The sequence below is a fragment of the Flavobacterium micromati genome, assembly GCF_900129585.1.
In the GTDB taxonomy this organism is placed as follows: Bacteria; Bacteroidota; Bacteroidia; order Flavobacteriales; family Flavobacteriaceae; genus Flavobacterium; species Flavobacterium micromati.
In genome coordinates this window covers 212,926-236,849 of the sequence record NZ_FQWF01000003.1, presented here as the reverse complement: position 1 = coordinate 236,849, position 23,924 = coordinate 212,926, and the positions used below count along the sequence as shown (strand labels likewise).

Genomic DNA, 23,924 nt, shown 5'->3' with positions numbered 1-23,924 from the left:
CTTACTGCAAAAAGAAGCCTATATTTGCACAATTAAAATTTTGATGGACTACACCTTACTTTCTTCTCCTTTACAGGGATTTACCGACTTCCGTTTTAGAAATGCTCAGAATAAACTTTTTGGAGGAATCGATACTTTTTATTCGCCATATATCAGGTTGAATGGAAAAATGATTATCAAAGCTTCATACGAACGCGATTTGCTTCCTGAAAATAATCTCGATTTAGAAGTGATCCCGCAAGTGATTACTAACGATGCAGATGAATTTTTATTTGTAGCTAAATATGTTCGTGAATTGGGCTACAAAGAATTAAACTGGAATTTAGGTTGCCCTTATCCTATGGTCACTAAATCAGGAATGGGTTCTGGACTGATAAGCAATCCAGAAAAAATAAATCACGTCCTTGAAAGAGCGCACAATGAATCGGATATAATTGTATCGATGAAAATGCGTTTGGGCTATGAAACTACTGAAGAAATTTTAGACGCACTTCCTATTTTAGATAAATATCCGATAAAGAATATCGCTATTCATGCCCGAATTGGTAAACAATTGTATAAAGGCGGCGTGCATCTTGACGCTTTTCAGCAGTGTATTGATAATACTAAACACAAATTGTATTACAATGGCGATATTACATCAGTGGCTAAATTCCACGAAATGCAACAGCGATTCCCATCAATTGATCATTGGATGATAGGTCGCGGATTAATATCTGATCCGTTTTTACCAACTATGATTAAAAATAATACCGAGGAATATCCCGAAAACAAAATTGAATTATTCAATGCATTCCATGATACTTTGTACGCAATTTATAGTGAATCTCTATCTGGATCAACTCATATTTTGTTGAAAATGTACCATTTATGGGAATACTTTTCAGCTACTTTTTCTGATCCTCATAAAGTTTTGAAAAAGATTAAAAAAGCACAAAGCATTCGGAATTACGAAACTGCAGTAGCAGAAATTTTCAGAAACGAAAAATTTTAAAAGTATAGAATTAAAGTAACACATAAAAAAAGCGATTTTCAGTTTCCCGAAAATCGCTTTTTATAATCTTTTACTTTTTTATGCTTTGATCCAATTCATTACTTCTGGATCAGTAATTGAAGTGCGAGGCGAAATCACTTTTTCTAATTCCCCTTTTTCGTTGATTAAGTATTTTTGAAAATTCCAATCTACCTTTGAATCTTGCAATCCATTCTTAGATTTTTGTGTCAAAAATTGATAAATCGGACACATATCATCTCCCTTTACTGAAACTTTATCCATCATTGGGAATGTTACCCCATAATTTTTTTGACAAAAAGCAGCAATTTCCTGATTAGTTCCAGGCTCTTGAGACATAAAATTATTTGCAGGAAAACCAACAATTACAAAACCTTTATCTTTGTATTCTTTGTAAGTTGCTTCTAAGTCTTTATATTGTGGCGTATTTCCACATTTTGAAGCTGTGTTTACAATCATTATTTTTTTACCTTTTAAGGAAGCAAAGTCAAAAGTATCTCCTGATAAATCTTCTACTTTATACTGGTAAATTGTTTCTTTAACTACATTTTCTGCACTCATATTATTGTCGGATTTTTTAGGTTGCGCTTGATTTTGGCAACTGAATAAGAATAATGCGCAAGACGCCATTGCTATTATATTTTTCATATCAATTTTTTTGTTAAAATTAAACAATTATTTGTCTCATCAATATTTAATTTTAATAAACGTCTGTTAAAATATAACTTTTTAAATTTAGGAAAATCAATTTGGTTTTATGTACTGAGAAATTGGTTTAAAAAAGATTAAAAAGTGTAAATGATTTTGCTTTTGATAAAAATGGCGTAAAACGTGTTAAGTCAATTAAATATAACTTATAAACTCATTTTGCAATCTCGACTCAATTGCAAACTGTTTTTCGTTCCTTTAATAGTCAGAAATTATTTGTGGGAGGATGAATTTCAGAATTTATATAAAAAGTATCTTCTATTATTTTACCGATACGATCAAGTACTTTTCTTTTTTGGATTTGAGTAAAATTTAAAATGCGAATTATTGAACCCATTTTTTTACTTCTCGCAAAAACCCACTAGTTTAAAATTCATTTGTAACAACAGTAAAGTACTCTATATGTAAAATAGAATGTATAAGTTTGTATTATATACAAAAAAATATGAGTCAAGAAGAGTTGTTAGAATTAATTTATAAAAAAGATGAACGTGCTTTTACACATCTGTATGATATGTATTCTAAAAGTTTATTTTCAGTTATTAATGTTTTAGTTAAAAATAGAGAAGAGGCTGAAGATATCTTACAAGAGGTTTTTGTTAAAATTTGGAAAAATATTGACTCTTACAATGATAGTAAGGGACGATTTTACACTTGGATACTAAATATTGCCCGAAATACATCTATTGACAAACTGCGATCTAAGGATTTTAATAATAGTAAAAAAAACCTTTCGACTGATAATTTCGTAAATCACTTCGAAAACAATTCTAAACTCGCAGACAAAGTGGATACTATAGGTTTAGGCGAATTTGTTAAAAGACTAAAACCAAAATGCATTCAAATAATAGATTTACTTTTTTTTAAAGGATATACACAGCAAGAAGCTTCAGACGAGTTGGCAATTCCTTTAGGAACAGTGAAAACTCAGAATAGAAATTGCATTAATGATCTACGTAATTATTTGAAAATATAATGGATACAAAAGAATATATCGAATCAGGAATTTTAGAACTTTACGTTTACGGTTTACTCAGTGAAACTGAAAATCTAGAAGTGTCTTTCATGTCCAAAAGTAGCCCAGAGATAAATGAAGAAATCATAGCAATCGAAAAATCAATTGTAGCGCTTTCATCAAGCTTTTCTCCATTTCACTCTGTTGCAAATTTTGAAAAAATTAAAGAAAAATTAGAGCTTAAACATGCTAAAGTCGTAGAAATGAAACCAACTACAAATTGGTCTCAATATATAGGCTGGGCTGCTGCTGTACTTTTACTTGCAGGCATTGGTTTCCAATATATGCAAATAGATCAAAATAATTCACAAGTTGCAAATGCTACTATTAAAAAAACAAAATTAGAAAAAGAGTTAAAAATCTTAATTCTAAAAAATAAAAGTAGCGAAACCACTTTAGCAATTGTTAGAGATATTAAAAATACAGTTGTCTCACTTGGAGGGCAAGCTGTCGCGCCAGAGTCTTTTGCAAAAGTGTATTGGAATCAAGAAACAAAAGTAGTTTATATTGATGCTGCCGGATTACCTAAACCTCCGGAAGGAATGGTTTACCAAGTTTGGGCGTTGAAATTAAATCCGCTGACTCCAACAAGCATTGGACTGCTTGAAAAATATGACTCTAACGAACAAAAACTATTTACTGTCAATAATGCAGAAGAAGCTGAAGCTTTTGGAATCACTTTGGAACCTGCTGGAGGAAGTGTAAGTCCTACAATGGAACAGTTGTACACGTTAGGAAAAGTTTAAATTCTAAAACATAAAAAAAACTTTTTTCGTAAGTCTTTTTTATGAGATTTACCACTATTTTTCTTTTAGATTGACTAACTGCTTTTGAAAATCAATGAATTAGGTAAGAATCAAACAATAGTAAAATAATTGCAACGCAAAAAAGGTTCAACCGTAAAGTTGAACCTTTTTTTATTTAATTGTAAATTCTATTTTTTATAATATTTTTTATATTTCGGATATGAAATTGCACCAATTAGTGAAATTGCTGCTATTGAATACCAAATCCAATTTAGCGAATGTGCTTCTCCACTTGCGTAAGAATGTAATCCTACTAAATGAAAGTTTACTCCATAATAAGTAAACAAGATGGATATAAAAGCAAACATACTCATCAAGTTAAAAATCCATTTCCCTCTTAAAGATGGAACAAATCGAGCATGAATCACAAACGCATAAATCATAATACTGATTAAAGCCCAAGTCTCTTTCGGATCCCATCCCCAATAACGTCCCCAACTTTCATTTGCCCACTGTCCGCCAAGAAAGTTTCCAATGGTTAACATAATTAAACCAATTGTAAGCGCTAGTTCATTGATATACGTAATTTCTCGAATGTTCAAATCCATTTTGACTTTGTTTTCTTTAGTGGTAAACATAATCAATAACAAAGACACTGCACCTAAAATCATTCCCAAGGCAAACGGTCCATAACTCGCTACAATTACTGCCACGTGAATCATCAACCAATACGAGTTTAGCACTGGCTGTAGGTTTGCAATTTCAGGATCAATCCAGTTCATGTAGGCTGCCGCCAAAATCATAGCGGTTACAAAAGCAGATGATGCAACTGTAAGTTTTGACTTTATATCAAAAGCCAAACCAAAAAACATGGTTGCCCAAGCTACATAAATAATAGATTCATAAGCATCACTCCACGGAGCGTGACCTGAAATATACCATCTTACGATTAATGCAAAAGTGTGCAATAAGAACAATAGGAAAATCACAACATGCAAAAAGTTAACGATGTAATTGAGTGATTTTCTTTCCTTAAATATCTTTAGAATGGTAAAAAATAGCATTAGAATTGCAGCAAAAATGTACCAGTATGGTAATTTTTGGAAAACATCATATTTGTTATACATTACCTCTGATGTGATTCTTTCCTCACTTGGTCTTACCTTTTCACCAAAACGTTTTTGAAAACCGTTTACACTTTCTAGTAATTCATCAGCAGTTTTGTAATCACCGGTTTTAGCTGCATTGGCCAAAGAACCAAAATATAATGGCAAGACATTTTTAGTGTACGTCATTTCCATGCCTTTCAGTCCAGATTCATTGAGTTCTAAATAAGAAACCCATTTATTATTTTTATCATTAGGAAGCGGAAATATTTTCAAAATTCGGCCACTTAATGCTGATTCCATTAAATTTACTTTCTTGTCCGTTTCTATGAAATCCTTTTCAAACTGGTTTGGATTTGCGGCCTTAAAGGCTTCTTCTAAATATTTTGAAAGTTTGTAATTTCCCTTTTCATCAAAAAAGGCAACAAATGGAGCGTATTTCGCTTTACTGTCAACACCTATAATTTTGCGAATGCTATCATTGCCGCTTTTCATGTAAATAATAGGAATTTCTATCCAATATCCAGCATATTGTGTCATAGACAAGAAAACTTGATCTGAATTCATTCCTTTATAAGAATTCTCGTGGCTTACTTTACGCAATAATTCCGATGAAAAGGTATTAATTGGTTTCATTCTTCCACCACCATCTTGAATTATCAGTCGTCCAAATTTTGATGCGTGCGTTTGCGGTACTTTAAATTTCTCGATTAACGCATTTAACTCATCTTGACTTAGCACTTTTTTAGTATGTTGCGAATGCTTTGCATCTGCAGGAGCGGTTTGTGCTGGCGCAGGAACTACTTCAGCTTCTGTATGTGCGTGGCCTTCATGATCTGCATGATCGTGTTCTGGCTGCTGTGCAAAACTGCTAAAACTAAATATCAACATTAAAATGGTCAATAGTTTTGCCTTTTTTATTTTGACAATTTCTAATTTTCTTTTAATATCCGCAAAACGAGAATACTTAGTAAACATAATAGCCATCATAGCGAAATAGAGTAAAAAATAACCAATGTACGTTAACGTTGTCCCCCAGAAATCATGGTTTACAGAAAGTACTGTTCCCTTTTCATCTGGATCAAAACTAGCTTGAAAAAAGCGAAACCCTCGATGATCTAAAATATTGTTCATGTAAATTCTGGCATCAAATGATTTTTCATCTTGAACGGTAACTTTACTTTCAAAAGCGGAATAACTTTTTTCCGTACCAGGATATTTCTCTGCAATAAAATCATTCAATTTTATTTTAAATGGCAAAATGTAAGTTTTACTTCCATAGAAAAAAGTGTAGTCAATATTCCCAATCTTCACGGTTTTAGAATCTCCAATTTTACCTTTAGAACCTAACAGAGTTACTATTTTTTCTTGTCCATCAGCAGTAAGTTTTACCGTCAAAGCATCTTCATGTGTTTTGGCTTTATAATCATTATCTGATTTATAATCTACACTACCTTTAATCGCTGCATCAGGAAACACAAAGCGCATTTCCCCAATGCTGTAAAGCGAACGCATCATTAAAGGCTGCACATTATCTTTGGTTATTTTTCCTTCAAATTTATCAGCCATTCGCATAAAATTTCCTTCAAAAGGCGTTTGAATGGTGTATTTGGTACCAGAGGTATTTATGTTTATCGCACCATCTGTAAATTTATTTAAAGCAAACAACACATTATGAATGTTTTGAACATCACCATCTTTCAAATAATGCTCATGACGACCACCGTCTCCGGCTTCTACCAGCTTCAAATAGGTGACGCCTTTGGGATCTGTTTTAATATACTCCTTTGCTCCCATTATGAAATTTTGGTATTCCACTTCAAAATGTGTGTCAGCAAAATTTTCAGACATGCTGAAATTATTGTTAGTTGCTGGGGAAAGCAATAGTTTTTTTTCAAAAATTCTACGTTTCATTTCGCCCTTATACTCCCCGTCTGCAAAAACAGTCAAAAACGTTTTATCAGAATAAATTTGGTTTTCCGATGCGCCTTCGCGAATGGGCATCATTCCTTCATAACTAATATATCGAGTTACAAAAGCACCTAAAAGTATAAAAATAAACGACATATGAAGAATTAATGTCGCCCATTTCTCTTTTTTTAAAAGCTGGTAACGCTTTATATTTCCGATAAAATTGATAAGAAAAAAAACGTGAATTGCTTCGAACCACCAGGCGTTGTATATTAAAATTTTTGCGGTATCAGTATTGTATTTACTTTCGATAAAAGTACCAGTTGCCATCGCTACTGCGTAAGAAATAAAAAGGAGTGCCATCAATCTTGTTGAAAACAAAAAAGAATATATTTTTTTGTCCATTATTATGGGATTATGTTTGAGAGCACAAAAGTACTCAAAAATGTTGGTTCAATAATTCAGACATTTGTTAATTAATTGCAAAATAAATAGGTCCTAAAAGCGATGAATGTGACGACTACCTCCGTCATTTTTAATGGTTTTTAGAGTCTACTTTCTCTATAATAACTTCATTTTTTTTTGCTATTTTTGGCAGATGATTAAAATAGTGATTATAGGTTCCGGAAATGTGGCGCATCACTTGATAGTTGCATTTGAAAATGCTCAAAAAAAAGGGAATTCCATTGAACTCGTGCAGATTTTTTCGCGCAAAAGGGAGAAATTATCTCGCTTAGTAGATTTAGACCGAATTACAGACGATTACGAAAAATTAGTAGAGGCTGACATTTATATTATTGCTGTTTCTGATGACGCGATTGCCAAAGTAGTAGATAATCTACCGTTTAAAAATCGTTTGGTGGTGCATACATCGGGAAGTTTTCCTTTGGATGCATTGAATGATAATAATCGAAGAGGGGTTTTCTATCCTTTACAAACATTCTCTAAAAATAAAGCAGTCGATTTTACCACTATTCCTATTTGTTTGGAGAGCGAAAATCCATTTGATTACCAAATTTTAAATACTGTAGCTAAATCAATTTCTGATTCAGTTTTTGCAATTAATTCGGAACAACGAAAAGCGCTGCACGTTGCGGCAGTTTTTGTCAATAATTTTACGAATCATTTGTACCAAATAGGTAATGAAATTTGTGAGCAACATCAAGTTTCTTTTGAAATATTAAAACCATTAATCATTGAAACCGCAAATAAAATAATGGTACTTTCGCCGCAAGAAGCACAAACTGGTCCAGCGAAAAGGAATGATACCGAGACAACTCTAACGCACGAAGCTTTTTTACTAGATGAAAATCACCTGATGATTTATAAATTATTAACGCAAGCAATACATAATAATGGCAAAAAGTTATAAAGAATTAATGAACGATATCACTACTTTTATTTTTGATGTCGATGGCGTGCTAACTGATAGTTCCGTTTTTGTAACCAATGAAGGAGAAATTCTAAGAACAATGAATATTCGTGACGGTTATGCGATGAAAGCAGCTGTGGAAAGTGGTTATAATGTCTGTATCATTTCTGGAGGAAGTAACGAAGGTGTTCGTGTACGACTAAGAAATTTAGGAATCACTGATATTTATTTAGGAACTCCAAACAAAGTTGAAACATTTGATGAATATACTGATGTTTACAACATCAATCCAGAGCAAGTCCTGTACATGGGTGATGATATTCCTGATTTTCATGTAATGAAATTAGTAGGATTACCAACTTGCCCGCAAGACGCAAGTCCTGAAATCAAGGCAATTTGCAAATATATCTCGCACAAAAACGGCGGAAAAGGTGCCGCTCGAGACGTAATTGAACAAGTGATGAAAACACAAGGAAAATGGATGGCTCACTTTGATGGAAAACACGATTAGATTGTAGATTTAAGATTGATGATTTAAGATTTTTGATTTAAGATTGATGATTTAAGATGGAAAACAGATAGATCTCAACAAAGACAACTGAACACTCAAAACTGAACACTGAACTCTGAACACTGAACTCTGAGCACTGAACACTGAACACTTACCTCTGAACACTGAACTTTAATAAATGAATTTTCTAAAACTAATCAGATACCAAAACTTACTGCTGTTAGCTTTTATGCAGCTTATTTTTAGGTACGGATTTTTTAAATATCAAAATATTCCGCTTGCATTGGCCGATTGGCAATACAATTTGCTGGTTTTATCGACTGTTTTGATAGCTGCAGGCGGTTACGTAATAAATAATATTTTTGATCAAGATACTGATTTGATTAATAATCCTAAAAATGTAATTGTAGGCGCAAGTATTTCCGAAACGCACGCGTACAATATTTATCTAGCATTGACATCAATCGGTGTTGCAATGGGATTTTACTTATCGAATGTGATTGAAAAACCGGGCTTTGCCGCTATTTTTATTTTGATTGCAGCGACGCTTTATTTATACGCCACAAGTTTAAAACAAATGATGCTCATTGGGAACATTGTAGTAGCATTATTATTGTCCTTTAGTGTTATCATCGTAGGTATTTTTGATTTGTTTCCCGCAACCACTAGCGAAAATCAACAACAAATGGGAATTTTTTTTTCTATGTTACTTGATTTTGCCATTTTTGCTTTTATTATTAATTTGCTTAGAGAAATTACAAAAGACATCGAAGATTTTGAAGGAGATCACAATCAAGGAATGACTACATTTCCTATTTTCGTTGGCGAAGAAAAAGCCACAAAAATAGTTTTTGCGTTGAGCTTTATACCGTTAATTTTAGTGATTTATTATATCAATCGATATTTGCTTGACTTACTTTTTGTCACGATATACCTGCTACTTTTTGTTTGCGGACCGTTACTGGTTTTTATTTTAAAAATATGGAATGCCAAATCAAAACAGCAGTTTCACTTCCTTAGTTTCCTTTTAAAACTGATTTTGTTTTTCGGAATTTTATCAGTTGCAGTAATAAGTTTTAATATGAAATACAATGATTAAAGATCAATTAAAAAAATACCGTTTAATTCTTGCATCAGCTTCGCCAAGACGCCAGCAATTTTTTAAAGATTTAGATTTAGATTACGAAATCCGCCTGAAAGAAATTGACGAAATTTACCCCTCAGAACTTAAGGCAGAAGAAATTACGAGTTATTTAGCCACTTTAAAAGCCAGTGCATTCGCGGGAGAACTTTTAAATAATGAAATTTTAATTACCAGCGATACAATTGTTTGGCATAACAAAAAAGCTTTGGGTAAACCAAAAAATGAACAAGATGCATTTGAAATATTACGATCACTTTCAAATGCAACACATGAAGTCATTACGTCTGTTTGTTTTACAACTATCTACAAATCAGATGTTATAACCGAAATAACAAAAGTTACTTTCAACGAATTGAGTGATGAAGCAATTGCGTATTACCTAGAAAAATTCAAACCTTATGATAAAGCAGGTGCTTATGGAATCCAAGATTGGATAGGATTAATAGGGGTTTCAAAAATTGAGGGTTCCTATGCTAATGTAATGGGAATGCCTACTGATAAAGTTTTTGAATATTTATCTAAATTTTCTAAATAAAATTTTAAAATGTTGATCATGCAAGAATATACAAGGGAACTAATAGCATCAGGTATTTTGATACTATTGCTGATTTTTTTTAGATCAGCAACCACAAAATTAGTGTTGCGCTACGCAAAATCTAATCACACTGTTGAAAAACGCACGAACTTAGTAGTGAAGTACATTCGTATATTTCTATATATTTTAGCTAGCATTGCTGTAATCATTATTTGGGGTGTACAAACTAAAGATCTGACTTTAGCGTTTTCATCTATAACAACAGTCGTAGGAGTTGCTTTATTTGCACAATGGTCTATTTTAAGCAATATAACATCTGGAATCATTTTATTTTTTTCATTTCCTTTCAAAATTGGCGATATCATCAAAATTCATGACAAAGATTTTCCAATTGTTGCAGAAATAGAGGATATTGCGGCTTTTCATGTGATTTTGAAAACTAAAGAAGGAGAGCAAATTATTTACCCTAATAATTTACTGTTACAAAAAGGAATATCTATTCTTAAAGAGGATCATGATTACGCTTCTTATATCGAATAAATGGAACATCTCAAAAATTTAAATGTTCAATAACGAAATAAAATTAAAGTTTTCTCTTCAGTTGTATCCTAACATTTCATTGTAAATTTTCTAAAACAATAAAATGAAAAACTAAAACAGTGATAATTATGTAACGATAATTAAAAAAAATGTAATGTAATTTAGCGTTTTTTAATACATATTTGTGACGAATTTATACTTGAATTTGATTTTAAGCAACGACAAATACATGAATACCATTTTAAAATTTCCGTTTTACGTTAAATTGACGCTGATCTTGATAGGGTTAATAGCTTTAACATTCACTCTTCATATTGGTCAAAACATTATAGTACCGGTAATGATGTCTTTTCTATTCGCAATACTGCTGCACCCCATCGTACAATTTTTTAAAACCAGAATTCATTTTCCACATGTTTTAGCGGTCATTATGGCCGTGATCCTAATGGTGTTATTTTTTGTTGGATTGTTCGTATTTCTGTCGATTCAAATAACTGATTTTGCTACCGATTTTGATAAAATAGAGAGGAATATAAATATTCATCTTACTAACGTACAAGGGTATATAAGAGATAACTTTCATTTAAGTTCAAGAGAGCAAAAAGAGTATATAGAAACAGCTACCGAGGACTCAATGGAGAAAGGAAAAGAAATCATTGGAACTACTTTATTATCTTTTACTGACACGCTATTGAATTTAACGTTGATTCCTATCTATACATTTTTAATACTTTTATACAGAACTCATTTCTTACTATTTTTAACCAAATTAGTAAAAAAAGAAAATCACGAACAATTAAAAAATATTTTAGCAAATATTAGACTTGCCATAAATAGTTATATTGTGGGTTTAATCATTCAACTATTTGTTATTGCAACACTTACTACTATTGGCTATATGATTATTGGAGTCAAATACGCCATTCTATTGGGGGTGATCACTGGAATTTTAAATTTAATTCCGTACATCGGAATTTTGTTTGCTGGATTATTAAGCATAATTGCTACGCTAACTGGATCGCCTGATTTGTCCATTATTATAGGTGTAGTTATTGTTACAATTGTAGTTCAATTGATTGATAATAATATAATAGTTCCGTTAGTTGTGAGTTCTAAAGTTGAAATTAATGCCTTTATCTCAATTATTGGGATCATTATAGGTGGAGCAATTGCTGGAATTTCTGGTATGTTTTTAGCACTACCTGTTCTCGCAATAATGAAAGTAATTTTTGACCGTATAGAATCTTTAAAACCTTGGGGGTACTTACTGGGCGACCATTTACCTAAAACTTATACTTGGCGCAACATAAAATTACCGTTATTTGACTCTGAAGAATCTTCTCAAAATACTGTTATTATAACGGCAGCTATAGCACCTGAATTTACCGAAAATACTACCGAAGAAGTTACGGTTAGAAACGATAAATCCTAGAGAAAATAGGCTTCTAAAAAAGCTTGATCTTTGATGTGCAGCAATAAATAATTACATTGGAGTTTTAATTATAGCTTATAAGCATCTAATGCAAAAGAAAATATATCTGATTTTGTTGCTTTTTTTTTGGTGTTGTTTTCAGAGTTTATTGGCTCAACAAACAATCACTAAGAAAGACACGTCTACTGTTTATAGTAACATACAAAAGTTTTCTCAACGCAATAAGTTTACTAAATTCATGCACAAATTAGTGTTTAGAGCTCCCGTGTTACAAAAGAAAACGATAAAGAAAATCCAAAAAGAATATACAAATTACAACGGAAAAATTATTAGAAACATTACAATTGTAACTCTCGATCCGTTTGGCTATTCTGAAATTGATACTTTAAAAAAACCTAAAAATTGGGCTGAAAGAACTGGAAATAAAATCCATGTTAAAACAAATAGAAGAGCTATTTTAAATTTGATTTTAATAAAAAAGAATAAACCTTTTGATTCGTTATTAGTGAGGGAATCCGAACGTTTAATTAGAACGCAGCGTTTTATTAATCGCGTAGATATATTGCCAAAATTGATCGAAAATAACGTCGATTCTGTAGATATATCGATCCGTGTATTAGACTCCTGGAGTCTTATTCCAAAGGGTTCTGCGTCAGGTTCGAGAATCAATTTTGCATTGAACGAACGCAATATTTTAGGTTCTGGTCATCAGTTTGAAAATCAAATTAGAAATCGATTTGATGACGGCAAAACAGCTTATAATACGGCTTACACAATTCCAAATATTAAGAACACTTTTATACGCACAAGAGTAAGTTACTTCATTGATCAAGATGATTTTTATGCAAAAACTATCGCAATTGATCGCCCTTTTTATTCGCCGTTGACAAAATGGGCTGGCGGAATTTTTATAGATCAACAATTTAGACAAGATACGCTGCCCGATGCTACGTCATTATTTACAAGGCAAAATTTCAAATTCAATACACATGATTTCTGGGCGGCAAGATCTTTTAAAATATTTAAAGGAAATACCGAAAGAGAGCGAACCACTAACCTAATCACATCCGCTCGATTTCTGAATGTACAATTTACAGAAAGTCCGAGTATTTTATATGATAGCGATGATTTTTATTCAAATGAAAAACTGGCGTTAATTGGCATTGGTATTTCCTCCAGAAAATTTATTAGAGACCGCTATATTTTTCAAAATGGTATTATCGAAGATGTACCCATTGGAAAGATTTACGGAATTACAACTGGATACCAATATAAAAATAACGGAGGTAGATTTTATGTAGGTGGTCAAGCTACATTTGGTAATTTTTTTAAATGGGGATTTTTAAGCGCTAATTTTGAATTAGGAACATTTTTTGAAAATTCAGTAACAAAGCAAACTTCATTTTCATTTCAAGCAAATTATTTTACCAATTTGTTGACTTTGGGAAAATGGAAAGTTCGACAGTTTGTAAAACCACAATTAGTTTTAGGTTCAAATCGTGCAAATGTTATCGGAGATCAGCTATCAATTAATGAAAACTTTGGACTTCGTGGATTTAGAATAGCTGAATTTGGTACTAAAAAAGCAATAATTACCACCCAAACGCAGTTATATTCGCCTTGGAATCTTTGGGGATTTCGTCTAAATCCGTATTTTAATTACTCGGTGGCTGTTCTTGGAAATAACGAAAGAGGATTATTAAAAAGCAAAATTTATAATAAAATTGGTATCGGCTTGATTATCAACAATGATTATCTCGTTTTTAGTTCGTTCCAAATTTCGCTTTCCTATTTTCCAACTATTCCCGGTGTGGGACAAAATGTTTTTAGAAATAATTCATTTGAGACAACCGATTTTGGTTTTCAAGAATTTGAATTGGCTAAACCTCGCACAGTCATTTATAGATGATACATTTTACATAAAATCATAGTTTAGTAATTTCATAGTTGAAAGGTTCTAATCGTTCATTTATTAAGATTACTTAGTTTATACAAACACAATTTTATTAATTTTTAAAACTTTTTAAAAAATAATGTAAAGATTTTGATCACTTAGAATTAAAACTGAAAATCAAAAAAAATAAAATTGGAAATATAAAATCTGCGAATGTGTAAAATAAGATTGTTTATTCTATTCCTCTACTTCTTAAATTAATTAACAGTAAATTATACAAAAAATGAAAGATATTATGTAAAGTGGATTAATAATAAAACTTTTATATTTGAAAATAAATTTTAATCCATAAATTCTTAAAAATGAAAAAAATTTCCTTTTACTTAATGATGATCGTTTTGTCATTAACAGTTATGCCAACTCAAATATTTGCAAGTGAAAAAAATCCTGCTTTGCGAACTGATAGCCCAAAAGAAGTTCCTGCAGAAGTTAAAGTGATGTTGAATCGTCTTGACGAAATCAAATCAATGGATAAATCTGAACTAAGTTCAGTTGAGAAAAAGGAATTGCGAAAAGAAGTTCGCACTATTAAAAAAGAATTAAAATCAACAGGAAATGGAATTTATTTATCAGTAGGTGCGATAATTATTGTAATTTTATTATTAATTCTATTGCTGTAAAAATTTTAAATTCATTAAAAAAAAGGAAACTAAATAAATTGTTTCCTTTTTTTATTACCAAATATCTGTAAATCAACGCTTCATTTTAAAAACCGATGAAAGCTAAATTTAGTACAATGTAAATTAGTTTTACAGAAGTAATGATGGCACAATCTTTGGCTTACAAGATAAAATATACAATTTATAAATCTAAAAAAGATTTGTAACAAATACCCCAAATATGAAAACAACAAAATTTTTCGTTATCGCAACTGTTCTACTTTTTTCAGCTATAACACAAGCACAAGTTTCAGTCAATGTAAATATTGGTAGACCACCAGCATGGGCTCCTGTAGGTTATGCAGACGCTGAATATTATTATCTACCTGACGTAGAAGCTTATTATGATGTAAGGCAAACACAATTTATTTATTATGGGAATGGCAGATGGATGCGCTCTAGATACCTACCTGGCCAATACAGAAATTATGATTTATATGGCGGGTACAAAGTAGTTTTACATGATTATCATGGAGCACAACCTTACAACAATTTTAAAAGTCATAAAATAAAGTACTATAAAGGCTACAAGGGTAATAATAAAAACCGTAGCGATTATATGGATAACAGACGTTCCGGTAACGATGATTATAAAGGAAACGATAAACATGGTCAAAACAAGAAAAAAGATAAGGATCACGGTCGTAAAGATTGAGAAAGCCATTAATGTGTAATTTTATATTTAAAAGAGATAACTACTTTAAGTTATCTCTTTTTTATTTTAAAATAAAGCGGCTTAGTTAGCCGTTGTTACAAATCTATTTTTTAATCACATTTTATTTTGCAAAAAAATTAGTTTTTCTATTTTGGTATGACGCCATTTCAATATGATTTAGAAAAAGTAATCCTCTAAATAATAATATTTAATTTTACCAAAATTTAATTTTAAACGGATTGAGAGATATTCTAATAATCGACGACGAAGAAAAATTGCGTGGTCTACTTACCCGAATTTGTAAGGTCAGAAGGTTTTGAAGTACTTGAGGCAGCCAATTTGAAATTTGGTTTTAAAAAGTTAAAACAGAACGATATTGTTGTAGTGAGTGCGATGTAAAACTCCCCGATGGCAGTGGCTTTCATTTTCTTGAAAAAATAAAAACAAATTTTCATTTAATCGAAGTAATTCTTTTAACAGCCTATGGCAATATAGCTGATGGTGTCCAAGCTATGAAAAATGGCGCTTTTGATTACATTGTTAAAGGCGATGATAACGATAAAATTATTCCGCTACTTCACAAAGCTTTGGAAAAAGTCCAACTCCAAAAGAAAGTCCAACAACTGGAAAAACGTATTACCGATAAATATTCTTTCAACACCATTATTGGAAAATCAAAAGCTTTAGAACAACTAATAGATTTGGCTAAAAAAGTAGCTAAAACTAATTCTACTGTTCTTTTAACAGGTGAAACAGGAACAGGAAAAGAAGTTTTTGCGCAAGCAATTCATGAAAATAGTACACGAGCTGGAAAATCATTTGTCGCTTTAAACTGCAGTACTTTTAGCAAGGAACTTTTAGAAAGCGAATTGTTTGGACACAAGCTTGGCGCGTTTACCGGGGCTATAAAGGACAAAAAAGGTTTTATTGAAGAAGCAAATGGTGGTACTTTGTTTTTAGATGAAATAGGTGAAATGCCACTTTGTTTACAAGCAAGTTACTACGCGTTTTAGAGACAAATGAATACATTCCAGAAACCTTGCAGTAACTTGCAGTTTTTTTATGCACATTAAAAATATTTTATTGTTACAAAGTTGCCATATCAATTACAAAACGATAGCGCACATCTCCTTTTATCATTCGATCATAAGCATTATGCACATTTTCAATATCAATCATTTCGATATCTGAAACAATGTCATGTTCTGCGCAGTAGTCCAGCATTTCCTGAGTTTCTGGTAATCCACCAATCAATGAACCTGCTAAACTTTTTCTTCCTCCTATTAAACTGAATGCATGAATCTCATAAGGCGTTGGAGGAACTCCCACACATATATGAACTCCATTTACACCTAATAAAGAAAGATATAAATTCAAATCATGTGGCGCTGAAACGGTATCCAAAATAAAATCAAAGTAGCCAGCAGCACCTTTAAGTTGTTTGGCATCTTTAGTGACAATAAATTTATGAGCACCTAATTTCTTAGCATCGACTTCTTTGTCAGGAGATGTACTTAGTACGGTGACTTCTGCCCCAAAAGCAACTCCAAATTTCACTGCCATGTGGCCTAAACCTCCTAAGCCTAAAACTGCTAATTTGTGTCCTTTTCCAACTTTCCAATGTCTCAACGGCGAATACGTTGTTATTCCTGCGCAAAGCAATGGAGCGACAGCCGCTAAGTCTAATTTATCAGATATGTGAAGCACAAAATCTTCATGCACCACAATTGTATTCGAATATCCACCATAAGTTGGTGTCTTTCCATCTTGCTCAAGAGCGTTATAAGTTGCTGTGCTTCCCTTTAAACAAAATTGCTCTAATCCTTCCTTACAATTTTCGCATGTTCTACAAGAATCGACTAAACATCCTGTCCCAGCGAGATCACCAATCTTAAACTTCTTGACATGACTCCCCACTTTAACAACTTTTCCAACAATTTCGTGACCTGGAACCATTGGATAAATTGATCCTCCCCAATCGTCTTTTATTTGGTGTAAGTCACTGTGACAAACACCACAAAATTGAATATCAAATTGTACGTCGTGCGGTCCTACTTCTCTTCTTTCAAAATTCCATGGCGCTAGATCTGTTTTTTTATCTTCAACCGCGTATCCTTTCGTTGCTATCATGATTTTTAAATTTTAAATTTTTACTAAAATTACGAAATTCTTGAATTTTTGCTGTCTCTTCTTCGATAATATTTCTTTAATTTATTCTGGTTATTTTGATAGAAAACAATTAATACAACAAATAATTTACTCGACCATTTAGATAAATCAACTAAAGTTAGGAGCTGTCATGACCAATGTATTTTTTTAAACAACAACTACGATATTCTGCCAAACCTAAAAAATATGTTTAATAACACTAGAGTTACAGATCTTAAAGATTATAATTAGGTCATTTATAAAAAAGCTAAAATTTATAAATTCTGATTTTGTGCGCTTGTGCCTCGTGACTTACAAACCTATTTTAATCATGGACGGACGATAAATTTTTATACGATTAAGTAAAATTCCCTTTACCAAAGCTAAAGTTGAGATTTATCATTAAAAAAGTAGGTGATCTATGATTCCCTTCACCGTTTGTAAACATTTAAATAACGGTGAAAAATTATCTGTTTAAAAACTTTTTAGCTTATTTAATTTATAAAAACATACTTGTTTTAAAAAAACAGAAATCGATGCAAAAATCAAAGTATACAACGATTTTTTTTAAGTATTAAAAATATATGGATAACGTTATTTACCAGATTTTTTTAACCGTTTTAGATCTTTCAGCAATGTAGGTTACTAACCACGCTATTTGACCTTCTTTGGCGAAAAAAAGCTTTTTATTATTTATGTCTGGAATTGCCTCAAGAGTTACTAGCAGCATATTACTTCCCGATATCAAATATTTTTGCGAGTATGTTTTAAGCACCGTTTCTATTTCTTTATCGGTCTTAGCTAATTCTTCAAACTTTCCAAAATTATTTTTTAAAACCGCATCATAGTCAAGTACATTTTCTATCGTAAATTTACTAAAACTTGATTTTGCCACTCCATTATATAGCGTGTAAAATGCCCACACTGCTCCACCAGACATGAAAACTTTCTTTTTATCTAAAGCTTCTGGATTTGAGGCATACATCGCATCTATTTGCTTTCTTAAAATAGGTAGAAATCCAAATGACTTTTCTTTAAATTCTGATAAATCGTCTTTCTTTGTATTTTTTATCACAGCCTCTGTTAATGTGATAGTGCCATAATTTACACTCAATGGAAAAAACACAAAAACATCATTATTGCGCACATCAACGTAACCACCTTTAGTATTGCCACCACCTATGTCTAAAATTACTGAGTCTGAATATTCTTGCGGAGGTACACATCCCTTTAATAACATTTTTCCCTCAGTTTGTGCATCAATAAACTCTAACGTTTTAGTGGTTGCTAAATAAATTTTATCGGCCAGTAATTGCGTGTTTTTTGCCATCGCAACTCCTGATGATCCAACAATAAAAATATTTTCATTCGCAATTTTAAATTCATTAAGCATTTTTGTATAGTTTGCAAGAACTGTTGCAACAGTTTTATCAATATCTTCTTTAGCTAAATTTCCGTCTTTTGCAATTCCTTTTGCGATACCAATGTTTTCAGTCCAGAATAACTTAATAGTGTACTTCCCTTTCTTGATATTGTCAACATCTAGCACGGTCATTTTAATCCCTTTACTCCCTATTTCAATACCTCCATAAATTGAAGTTTCAGCTGCTGCACACACAGAAGTAGTAAATAGTACTGACAGTAAGCCTATCAAAAAATGTAATTTTAATTTCATTTGTTTTTTTTTGTTTTTTTTAGTTTGTTTTTTGTTGTAATATGTCATTCCATAACAAGCCATTTCGTTAAAACTGAGAAATACAAATGGTAATTTTATATTGTTTTGAGACGAAAATTTTTGTTCCAAATAAATATTAAAGTGCAATTGTAATCTTGTAAAAAATGATTCAGCTTACAAGTCAGCGGGTAAATTATGAACAGAATATGAAGCAAAAGAAAGCAAAAAATATTAGTAATACTTTTCTTTTCCTTGTAAAGCAAATATTATCGATGAAATTCGTTTTAGTAATATTTTTACTGTTATAAATGTAAATTATGAAACAAAAATAAATATTATTTATCTTTTTATTTTGTAATAAATTGATTAAAAATCTCTAATATTCTCAAATTAAAATAGTAATGCCAGGCATTGTCTTACCTACAAAAAGCGCTTTAAATTTTTGTTTTATTTATAAAATACTACATGCACTTCAAACTGATGGTTTTACTGTACCTTTAAAAAAAATTCTGATGAAAACGCAATCTTATAAAAACCACATTCGCTTTTACCCGCCACATCATTTTGTCTACTATCCAATAATTATTGCCTTTTTGTCATTCAGCGTATTTTTTGCTTTTACCACAAAAGACGTGATTCTGTGGTCATTTATTAGCGCTATTTTTATTATACTTTTTTGCTTAGCATTTATGCTTCGACAGCATTATGCGTTGACATTACAAAATAGAATTGTGCGCCTAGAATTAAGATACCGATACCTAGCTGTAACAGGAAAAAAATTGGAAGATATTGAAGAGCAACTCAATGATGATCAGCTATTTGCTTTGCGATTTGCTGCTGATATTGAACTCGAAGAGCTTGTTCAACAAGTGCTAACTAAAAATTTATCGGGAGACAAGATTAAAAAATCAATTCAATACTGGAAAGGTGATTACGAGCGCGTATAAAATTTAATTAAAGTACTATTTCTAAAAAATTTAGTAGCTTTTTTGACTTTTATTTCCAGCTTATCAATGCTTACTACAATTAAACTATAACTGTTATAAATGCCAGAATATTTTGTCGATATTGAGTATAACAATACCACTTTTACGCAGCAAGAAGCAAACTTTAAGGAGTATGAATGCTGCACATTTTCAAATTGCAATTTCTCGCAATGCGTTTTTGTCGCAGTAACTTTTATTGATTGCACTTTCAACAACTGTATTTTTAGTGAAGCCAAAATTAATTACGTTGCGTTTAGAACCGTGATTTTTAACCATTGTGAAATCAAAGATGTTAATTTTGCAATGTGTGATAAATTAATCTTTGAAATTGCTTTCAATAATTGTGTTTTGGATTTCTCCAAATTTTACACTCTAAAAATAAAAAGAACCTCTTTTACAAATTGCAGTTTGATTGCAGTCGATTTTATGAGCACAGACTTAACCGAAGTCGTATTTGATAATTGTGATTTATACCGCGCCGAATTTGCAAAAGCAATAGCCAATAAAGCTAATTTCCAAACGAGTCGAAACTATACCATTGATCCAACGAAAACTAAAATAAAGAAAGCCGTTTTCTCATTAGAAGGCGTCAAAGGTTTGCTTTATAAACACGATATTATAGTTCAATAATTAGGAAATTATTTTCCCATCTTCCATCGTAATTATTCTTTGAGTTCTTTCTGCAAAATCAGTGTCATGCGTAACAACTAGTAATGTTTGATTTTCAACTTGTGTCAATTTCTTAAAAATATCAAAAACTAAGTCGCTGTTTTTCTTATCCAAATTTCCTGTAGGCTCATCGCCCATAATCAATACGGGATCGTTAATTAATGCTCGAGCAATTGCAACTCGCTGTTTTTGTCCACCACTTAACTGATTTGTCATTTTGAGCGCTTGATCTCCCATATCTAGCGTTTTTAGATGTTCCATTGCACGATGTTCTAGTTCCGCGTTAGAATATTTACCTAACTTCATTCCGGGGAGCATTACATTTTTTAGCACGCTGTATTCAGCTAAAAGATAATGAAATTGAAAAACGAAGCCTATTTTTTCATTTCTAATAATTGCTAATTCCCTATCAGTTTTACCAGTCATCAATTCGTCATCAATCAATATTTGTCCCTCATAATCCGTGTCCATTGTAGATAATAAATACAACAATGTTGATTTTCCACATCCCGATTTACCTATTATTGAAACAAATTCACCGTGTTTTATTGAAAGGTCAATTTCGTTCAAAACTTTAAATTTTACTGGATCGTAAAAATATTTACTTAAACCTACGGTTTGTAAAATAGCGCTTTTTTCCATTATTATTTTCCTCTAATAATTGCAACCGGGTCGACCTTACTAGCCTTTAGCGCTGGGAAAAGTCCGGCAATGATTGTTGTAAATAATGCAAAAGTAATCCCAATAAAATAAAACATTGGATTGTAGTTTATAGGATAGGTGGTTATTGTGGGCAACGAAGTAGTATTGAACGGTATATTATCTATTAGTGCTGAAAAAGCGTAGCCAAAGATTAAGCCAAAAATTCCACCCACCAATCCAATAATAATTGATAATGAAATAAAAATCCACTTCACATCATTCCCAGAAAATCCAGTTGCTTTGAGTATCGCAATACTGTCCATTTTTTCATAAATCATCATGTTTAGAATATTATAAATTCCAAATCCAGCCACAATCAAAAGTACAAATCCCACCGCATAAGAAATAATACTCCGCACTGAACTTCCAGTTTCAAACTGAGAATTTGCACTTTGATAGTCAATGGTATCAACATTAAATTTATCCTTAAATTCTTTTGCAATAGCCGGAGCTGACGTTATATCAAATAATTTTAACTGAATATCAGTAATGTAATTTGTAGGCTCACCTAATATTTTTTGGGCCGTAACTAATGAAGTATAGCTCATTGTATTATCAATTTCTGCTATTCCAATTTCAGAAATTCCAACAATTTTTAGCGATGCCAAGTTTCCTTTAGAAGTTGTAATTTTAATAATATCGCCCAGAGTAAGCAACATTTTGTCTGCTAAACCTTTTCCAATTATGATACTGTTATTTTGTAGCAAATCGGCAATTTTCCCCTGTATAATATAATCACTAATATTAAATAATTTTTCTTCTGGCAAAACATCAATACCGTTTATTATTCCTGAAATTTCTATAGTTCCTGAATTAAAAAAAACAGGCAATGTTACCTTTGGCGCAACGTCTATTATTCGTTCATCCTTTTTTAAAACCGAGATAATTGTTTGGCTATCGTAAATAGATTTTCCAATATCTTTTGGCTTGATAGAATGAACAAAATTAGTTTTACTTTTAAAATCTTCCGCTAAAAAAATAGGTTGAATTTTAGAAGGTTTGATCTCGTTGTACAACAACACATGCGGTGTCCGGTTTAACATCAATCCATCTAACAAATCATTTAATCCATTCATAAAACTTACTAAAGCAATAAACATAGCAATACTAAACGTTACTCCAACCGCTGCCACAATCGTTTGTTTTAGTCGTGCTTGGAGCAAATGCAGTGCAATGTTCAAAATAAGTTTCGTGTTCATTATTTAGGTTTATAAATCGTTTCATCGGCTGTTAGTCCGGATAAAATTTCAACTTTTTCATAATCGCTTAGGCCTGTAATTACTTTTCTCTTCTCGTCTTTATTTACTAAAACGTATTTTCCGTCAACTAAATATGATTTGGGAATCGTAATCGCATTTTTTTTTATTTGGATGATTATATTAGATTCAGCGGTTAAATTTGGATATAATTTTTCAGGTGGTTTTATAAAATGCGCCTCAATTTTAAAAGCACGCGAACGCTCATTCATAATAGGATAAATTTTATCAATGCTGGCATCAAAAATTTTTCCTTTGTAACTATCCATTGTTACAATTACTTTTTGTCCAATTTTTACGCGGACCATGTCGTTTTCATCGACTTCTAATTCTAATAAAAAAGAATTGGCTTGGCCAATTATAGCTAGCGGCACTTGAGGAGTAATAAAAGTTCCTTCTTTTACTGAGACATCAAATAGTTGCCCCGAAAAAGCACTTTTAATATTAAAATCATTTTTGGACTCTTGACTTAACCTTAGATTATTAGAATTTCTACTTTGATCATTTTTCAATTGCGCTTTGAGTTGCGTCAGCTGTTTTTGAGTAGATTGATAATTAATTTTGGAACTTTTGTAAGCTAACTCAATTCTTTCAAAATCAACCTCTGAAATTCCGCCTTGTTTAATCACATTTTTATTGCGATTCAAAATGGATTCGTCTAACACTAATTTATCTTTTGCTGATTGGACTTTCAGCTCTATCTCCGCAATTTTATCTCGGTTATATCGACTACTTTCTTCATTTAATTGATAAGCCAATCGAGCATTTTCAATATTCAATTCTGCCTTGTCACTTTCTAGTTCAAAAAGTGTTTGTCCTTTATTTATAAACTGACCAACTTTACCGTTGATCTTCTGTAATGTTCCATTCACAGTAGAGTAAACAGTGTATTGGCCTTCCGCTTTTATCACTCCTGATGCATAAACGCTTTCAGTAACTTCACCTATCGTAGGTTGTATTTCTTCTATTTCTTTTTTAGAACAAGAAGTTAAATTAAAAGCTAGAATAAAAAATGATAGAGCTATTTTCGAAATCATTTTACCTATTTTTTTGGCATTAAATTGAAGTCAGTCCTTAAATAAATATACAAAAAAATAACCAAGCTCCATAGAGATTTATTGTTATATAATTCCGACTTAAAATATACATTTTTGAACAAGTAAAAAAGTTGAAACGACGATTTGAGTA

21 protein-coding genes and 1 pseudogene are annotated in these 23,924 nt (G+C 31.6%); 15 read left to right on the top strand and 7 right to left on the bottom strand.

The features are described 5' to 3' along the window. Window positions 1-43 precede the first annotated feature (43 nt). A complete protein-coding gene (locus tag BUB42_RS04765) occupies window positions 44-994 on the top strand; it encodes a tRNA dihydrouridine synthase (protein WP_073017728.1) in 951 nt (316 codons plus the stop codon). Between the two features lie 78 nt (window positions 995-1,072). Here BUB42_RS04765 and BUB42_RS04760 read toward each other — a convergent pair whose 3' ends face one another. Next, window positions 1,073-1,660, bottom strand: a complete 588-nt coding sequence (locus BUB42_RS04760; protein ID WP_073017866.1) for a glutathione peroxidase — start codon at window positions 1,658-1,660, stop codon at window positions 1,073-1,075. 505 nt (window positions 1,661-2,165) lie between these two features. Between BUB42_RS04760 and BUB42_RS04755 the strand changes: the two genes are divergently transcribed. Then, window positions 2,166-2,696: an RNA polymerase sigma factor gene (locus tag BUB42_RS04755; RefSeq protein WP_073017726.1), complete on the top strand. Its 531-nt coding sequence runs from the start codon at window positions 2,166-2,168 to the stop codon at window positions 2,694-2,696. Continuing rightward, window positions 2,696-3,481 carry an anti-sigma factor gene (locus BUB42_RS04750; protein WP_073017724.1) on the top strand — a complete coding sequence of 262 codons (786 nt, stop codon included), beginning with the start codon at window positions 2,696-2,698 and terminating at the stop codon, window positions 3,479-3,481. Before BUB42_RS04755 ends, BUB42_RS04750 begins: the two co-directional genes overlap by 1 nt. A gap of 188 nt (window positions 3,482-3,669) precedes the next feature. Here BUB42_RS04750 and ccsA read toward each other — a convergent pair whose 3' ends face one another. Beyond that, complete coding sequence (ccsA, locus tag BUB42_RS04745; protein WP_073017722.1) at window positions 3,670-6,903, bottom strand: cytochrome c biogenesis protein; 3,234 nt, start codon at window positions 6,901-6,903, stop codon at window positions 3,670-3,672. A gap of 193 nt (window positions 6,904-7,096) precedes the next feature. On the opposite strand from ccsA, the gene BUB42_RS04740 reads away from it, so the two are divergent. From BUB42_RS04740 to BUB42_RS04695, 10 genes and pseudogenes are all read left to right on the top strand, one after another. Continuing rightward, on the top strand, window positions 7,097-7,870 hold the full coding sequence (locus BUB42_RS04740; protein ID WP_073017720.1) for a Rossmann-like and DUF2520 domain-containing protein: 774 nt from the start codon (window positions 7,097-7,099) through the stop codon (window positions 7,868-7,870). Continuing rightward, entirely contained in the window at window positions 7,854-8,381 is a 528-nt protein-coding gene (locus tag BUB42_RS04735; protein WP_073017719.1) for a KdsC family phosphatase, read from the top strand. Before BUB42_RS04740 ends, BUB42_RS04735 begins: the two co-directional genes overlap by 17 nt. A 178-nt stretch (window positions 8,382-8,559) precedes the next feature. Beyond that, window positions 8,560-9,480 (top strand): geranylgeranylglycerol-phosphate geranylgeranyltransferase, encoded by a 921-nt coding sequence (locus BUB42_RS04730; RefSeq protein ID WP_073017717.1) that lies wholly within the window; start codon window positions 8,560-8,562, stop codon window positions 9,478-9,480. After that, entirely contained in the window at window positions 9,473-10,060 is a 588-nt protein-coding gene (locus BUB42_RS04725; protein ID WP_073017715.1) for a Maf family nucleotide pyrophosphatase, read from the top strand. Before BUB42_RS04730 ends, BUB42_RS04725 begins: the two co-directional genes overlap by 8 nt. A 9-nt stretch (window positions 10,061-10,069) precedes the next feature. Then, window positions 10,070-10,600 carry a mechanosensitive ion channel domain-containing protein gene (locus BUB42_RS04720; RefSeq protein ID WP_073017714.1) on the top strand — a complete coding sequence of 177 codons (531 nt, stop codon included), beginning with the start codon at window positions 10,070-10,072 and terminating at the stop codon, window positions 10,598-10,600. A 229-nt stretch (window positions 10,601-10,829) separates the two neighbouring features. Then, window positions 10,830-12,032, top strand: a complete 1,203-nt coding sequence (locus BUB42_RS04715; RefSeq protein WP_073017712.1) for an AI-2E family transporter — start codon at window positions 10,830-10,832, stop codon at window positions 12,030-12,032. Window positions 12,033-12,270: 238 nt separating this feature from the next. After that, a complete protein-coding gene (locus BUB42_RS04710) occupies window positions 12,271-13,941 on the top strand; it encodes a hypothetical protein (protein ID WP_244533881.1) in 1,671 nt (556 codons plus the stop codon). A 347-nt stretch (window positions 13,942-14,288) separates the two neighbouring features. After that, window positions 14,289-14,606 (top strand): hypothetical protein, encoded by a 318-nt coding sequence (locus BUB42_RS04705; RefSeq protein ID WP_073017709.1) that lies wholly within the window; start codon window positions 14,289-14,291, stop codon window positions 14,604-14,606. Between the two features lie 220 nt (window positions 14,607-14,826). Continuing rightward, the gene (locus BUB42_RS04700; protein ID WP_073017707.1) at window positions 14,827-15,300 is read left to right on the top strand and encodes a hypothetical protein; all 474 of its coding nucleotides are present in this window, start codon (window positions 14,827-14,829) and stop codon (window positions 15,298-15,300) included. A 239-nt stretch (window positions 15,301-15,539) separates the two neighbouring features. Further along, a pseudogene (locus BUB42_RS04695) lies at window positions 15,540-16,333 on the top strand (sigma-54-dependent transcriptional regulator); the annotation flags it as partial. Between the two features lie 53 nt (window positions 16,334-16,386). Here BUB42_RS04695 and BUB42_RS04690 read toward each other — a convergent pair. Both BUB42_RS04690 and BUB42_RS04685 read right to left on the bottom strand, forming a co-directional pair. Next, complete coding sequence (locus tag BUB42_RS04690) at window positions 16,387-17,430, bottom strand: NAD(P)-dependent alcohol dehydrogenase (RefSeq protein ID WP_073017705.1); 1,044 nt, start codon at window positions 17,428-17,430, stop codon at window positions 16,387-16,389. Window positions 17,431-18,046: 616 nt separating this feature from the next. Then, window positions 18,047-19,123, bottom strand: coding sequence for a Ppx/GppA phosphatase family protein (locus BUB42_RS04685; protein ID WP_073017865.1), 1,077 nt, complete (start codon window positions 19,121-19,123; stop codon window positions 18,047-18,049). 512 nt (window positions 19,124-19,635) lie between these two features. On the opposite strand from BUB42_RS04685, the gene BUB42_RS04680 reads away from it, so the two are divergent. Beyond that, entirely contained in the window at window positions 19,636-20,070 is a 435-nt protein-coding gene (locus BUB42_RS04680; RefSeq protein WP_073017863.1) for a DUF6526 family protein, read from the top strand. A gap of 99 nt (window positions 20,071-20,169) precedes the next feature. Beyond that, a complete protein-coding gene (locus BUB42_RS04675) occupies window positions 20,170-20,739 on the top strand; it encodes a pentapeptide repeat-containing protein (RefSeq protein ID WP_073017703.1) in 570 nt (189 codons plus the stop codon). Here BUB42_RS04675 and BUB42_RS04670 read toward each other — a convergent pair whose 3' ends face one another. The 3 genes from BUB42_RS04670 to BUB42_RS04660 are packed head-to-tail and all read right to left on the bottom strand — an operon-like array spanning window position 20,740 to window position 23,773. Then, window positions 20,740-21,420: an ABC transporter ATP-binding protein gene (locus tag BUB42_RS04670; protein ID WP_073017701.1), complete on the bottom strand. Its 681-nt coding sequence runs from the start codon at window positions 21,418-21,420 to the stop codon at window positions 20,740-20,742. 2 nt (window positions 21,421-21,422) lie between these two features. Then, complete coding sequence (locus BUB42_RS04665) at window positions 21,423-22,679, bottom strand: ABC transporter permease (protein ID WP_073017700.1); 1,257 nt, start codon at window positions 22,677-22,679, stop codon at window positions 21,423-21,425. Beyond that, window positions 22,679-23,773, bottom strand: coding sequence for an efflux RND transporter periplasmic adaptor subunit (locus BUB42_RS04660; protein ID WP_073017698.1), 1,095 nt, complete (start codon window positions 23,771-23,773; stop codon window positions 22,679-22,681). Before BUB42_RS04660 ends, BUB42_RS04665 begins: the two co-directional genes overlap by 1 nt. Between the last annotated feature and the right edge of the window lie 151 nt (window positions 23,774-23,924).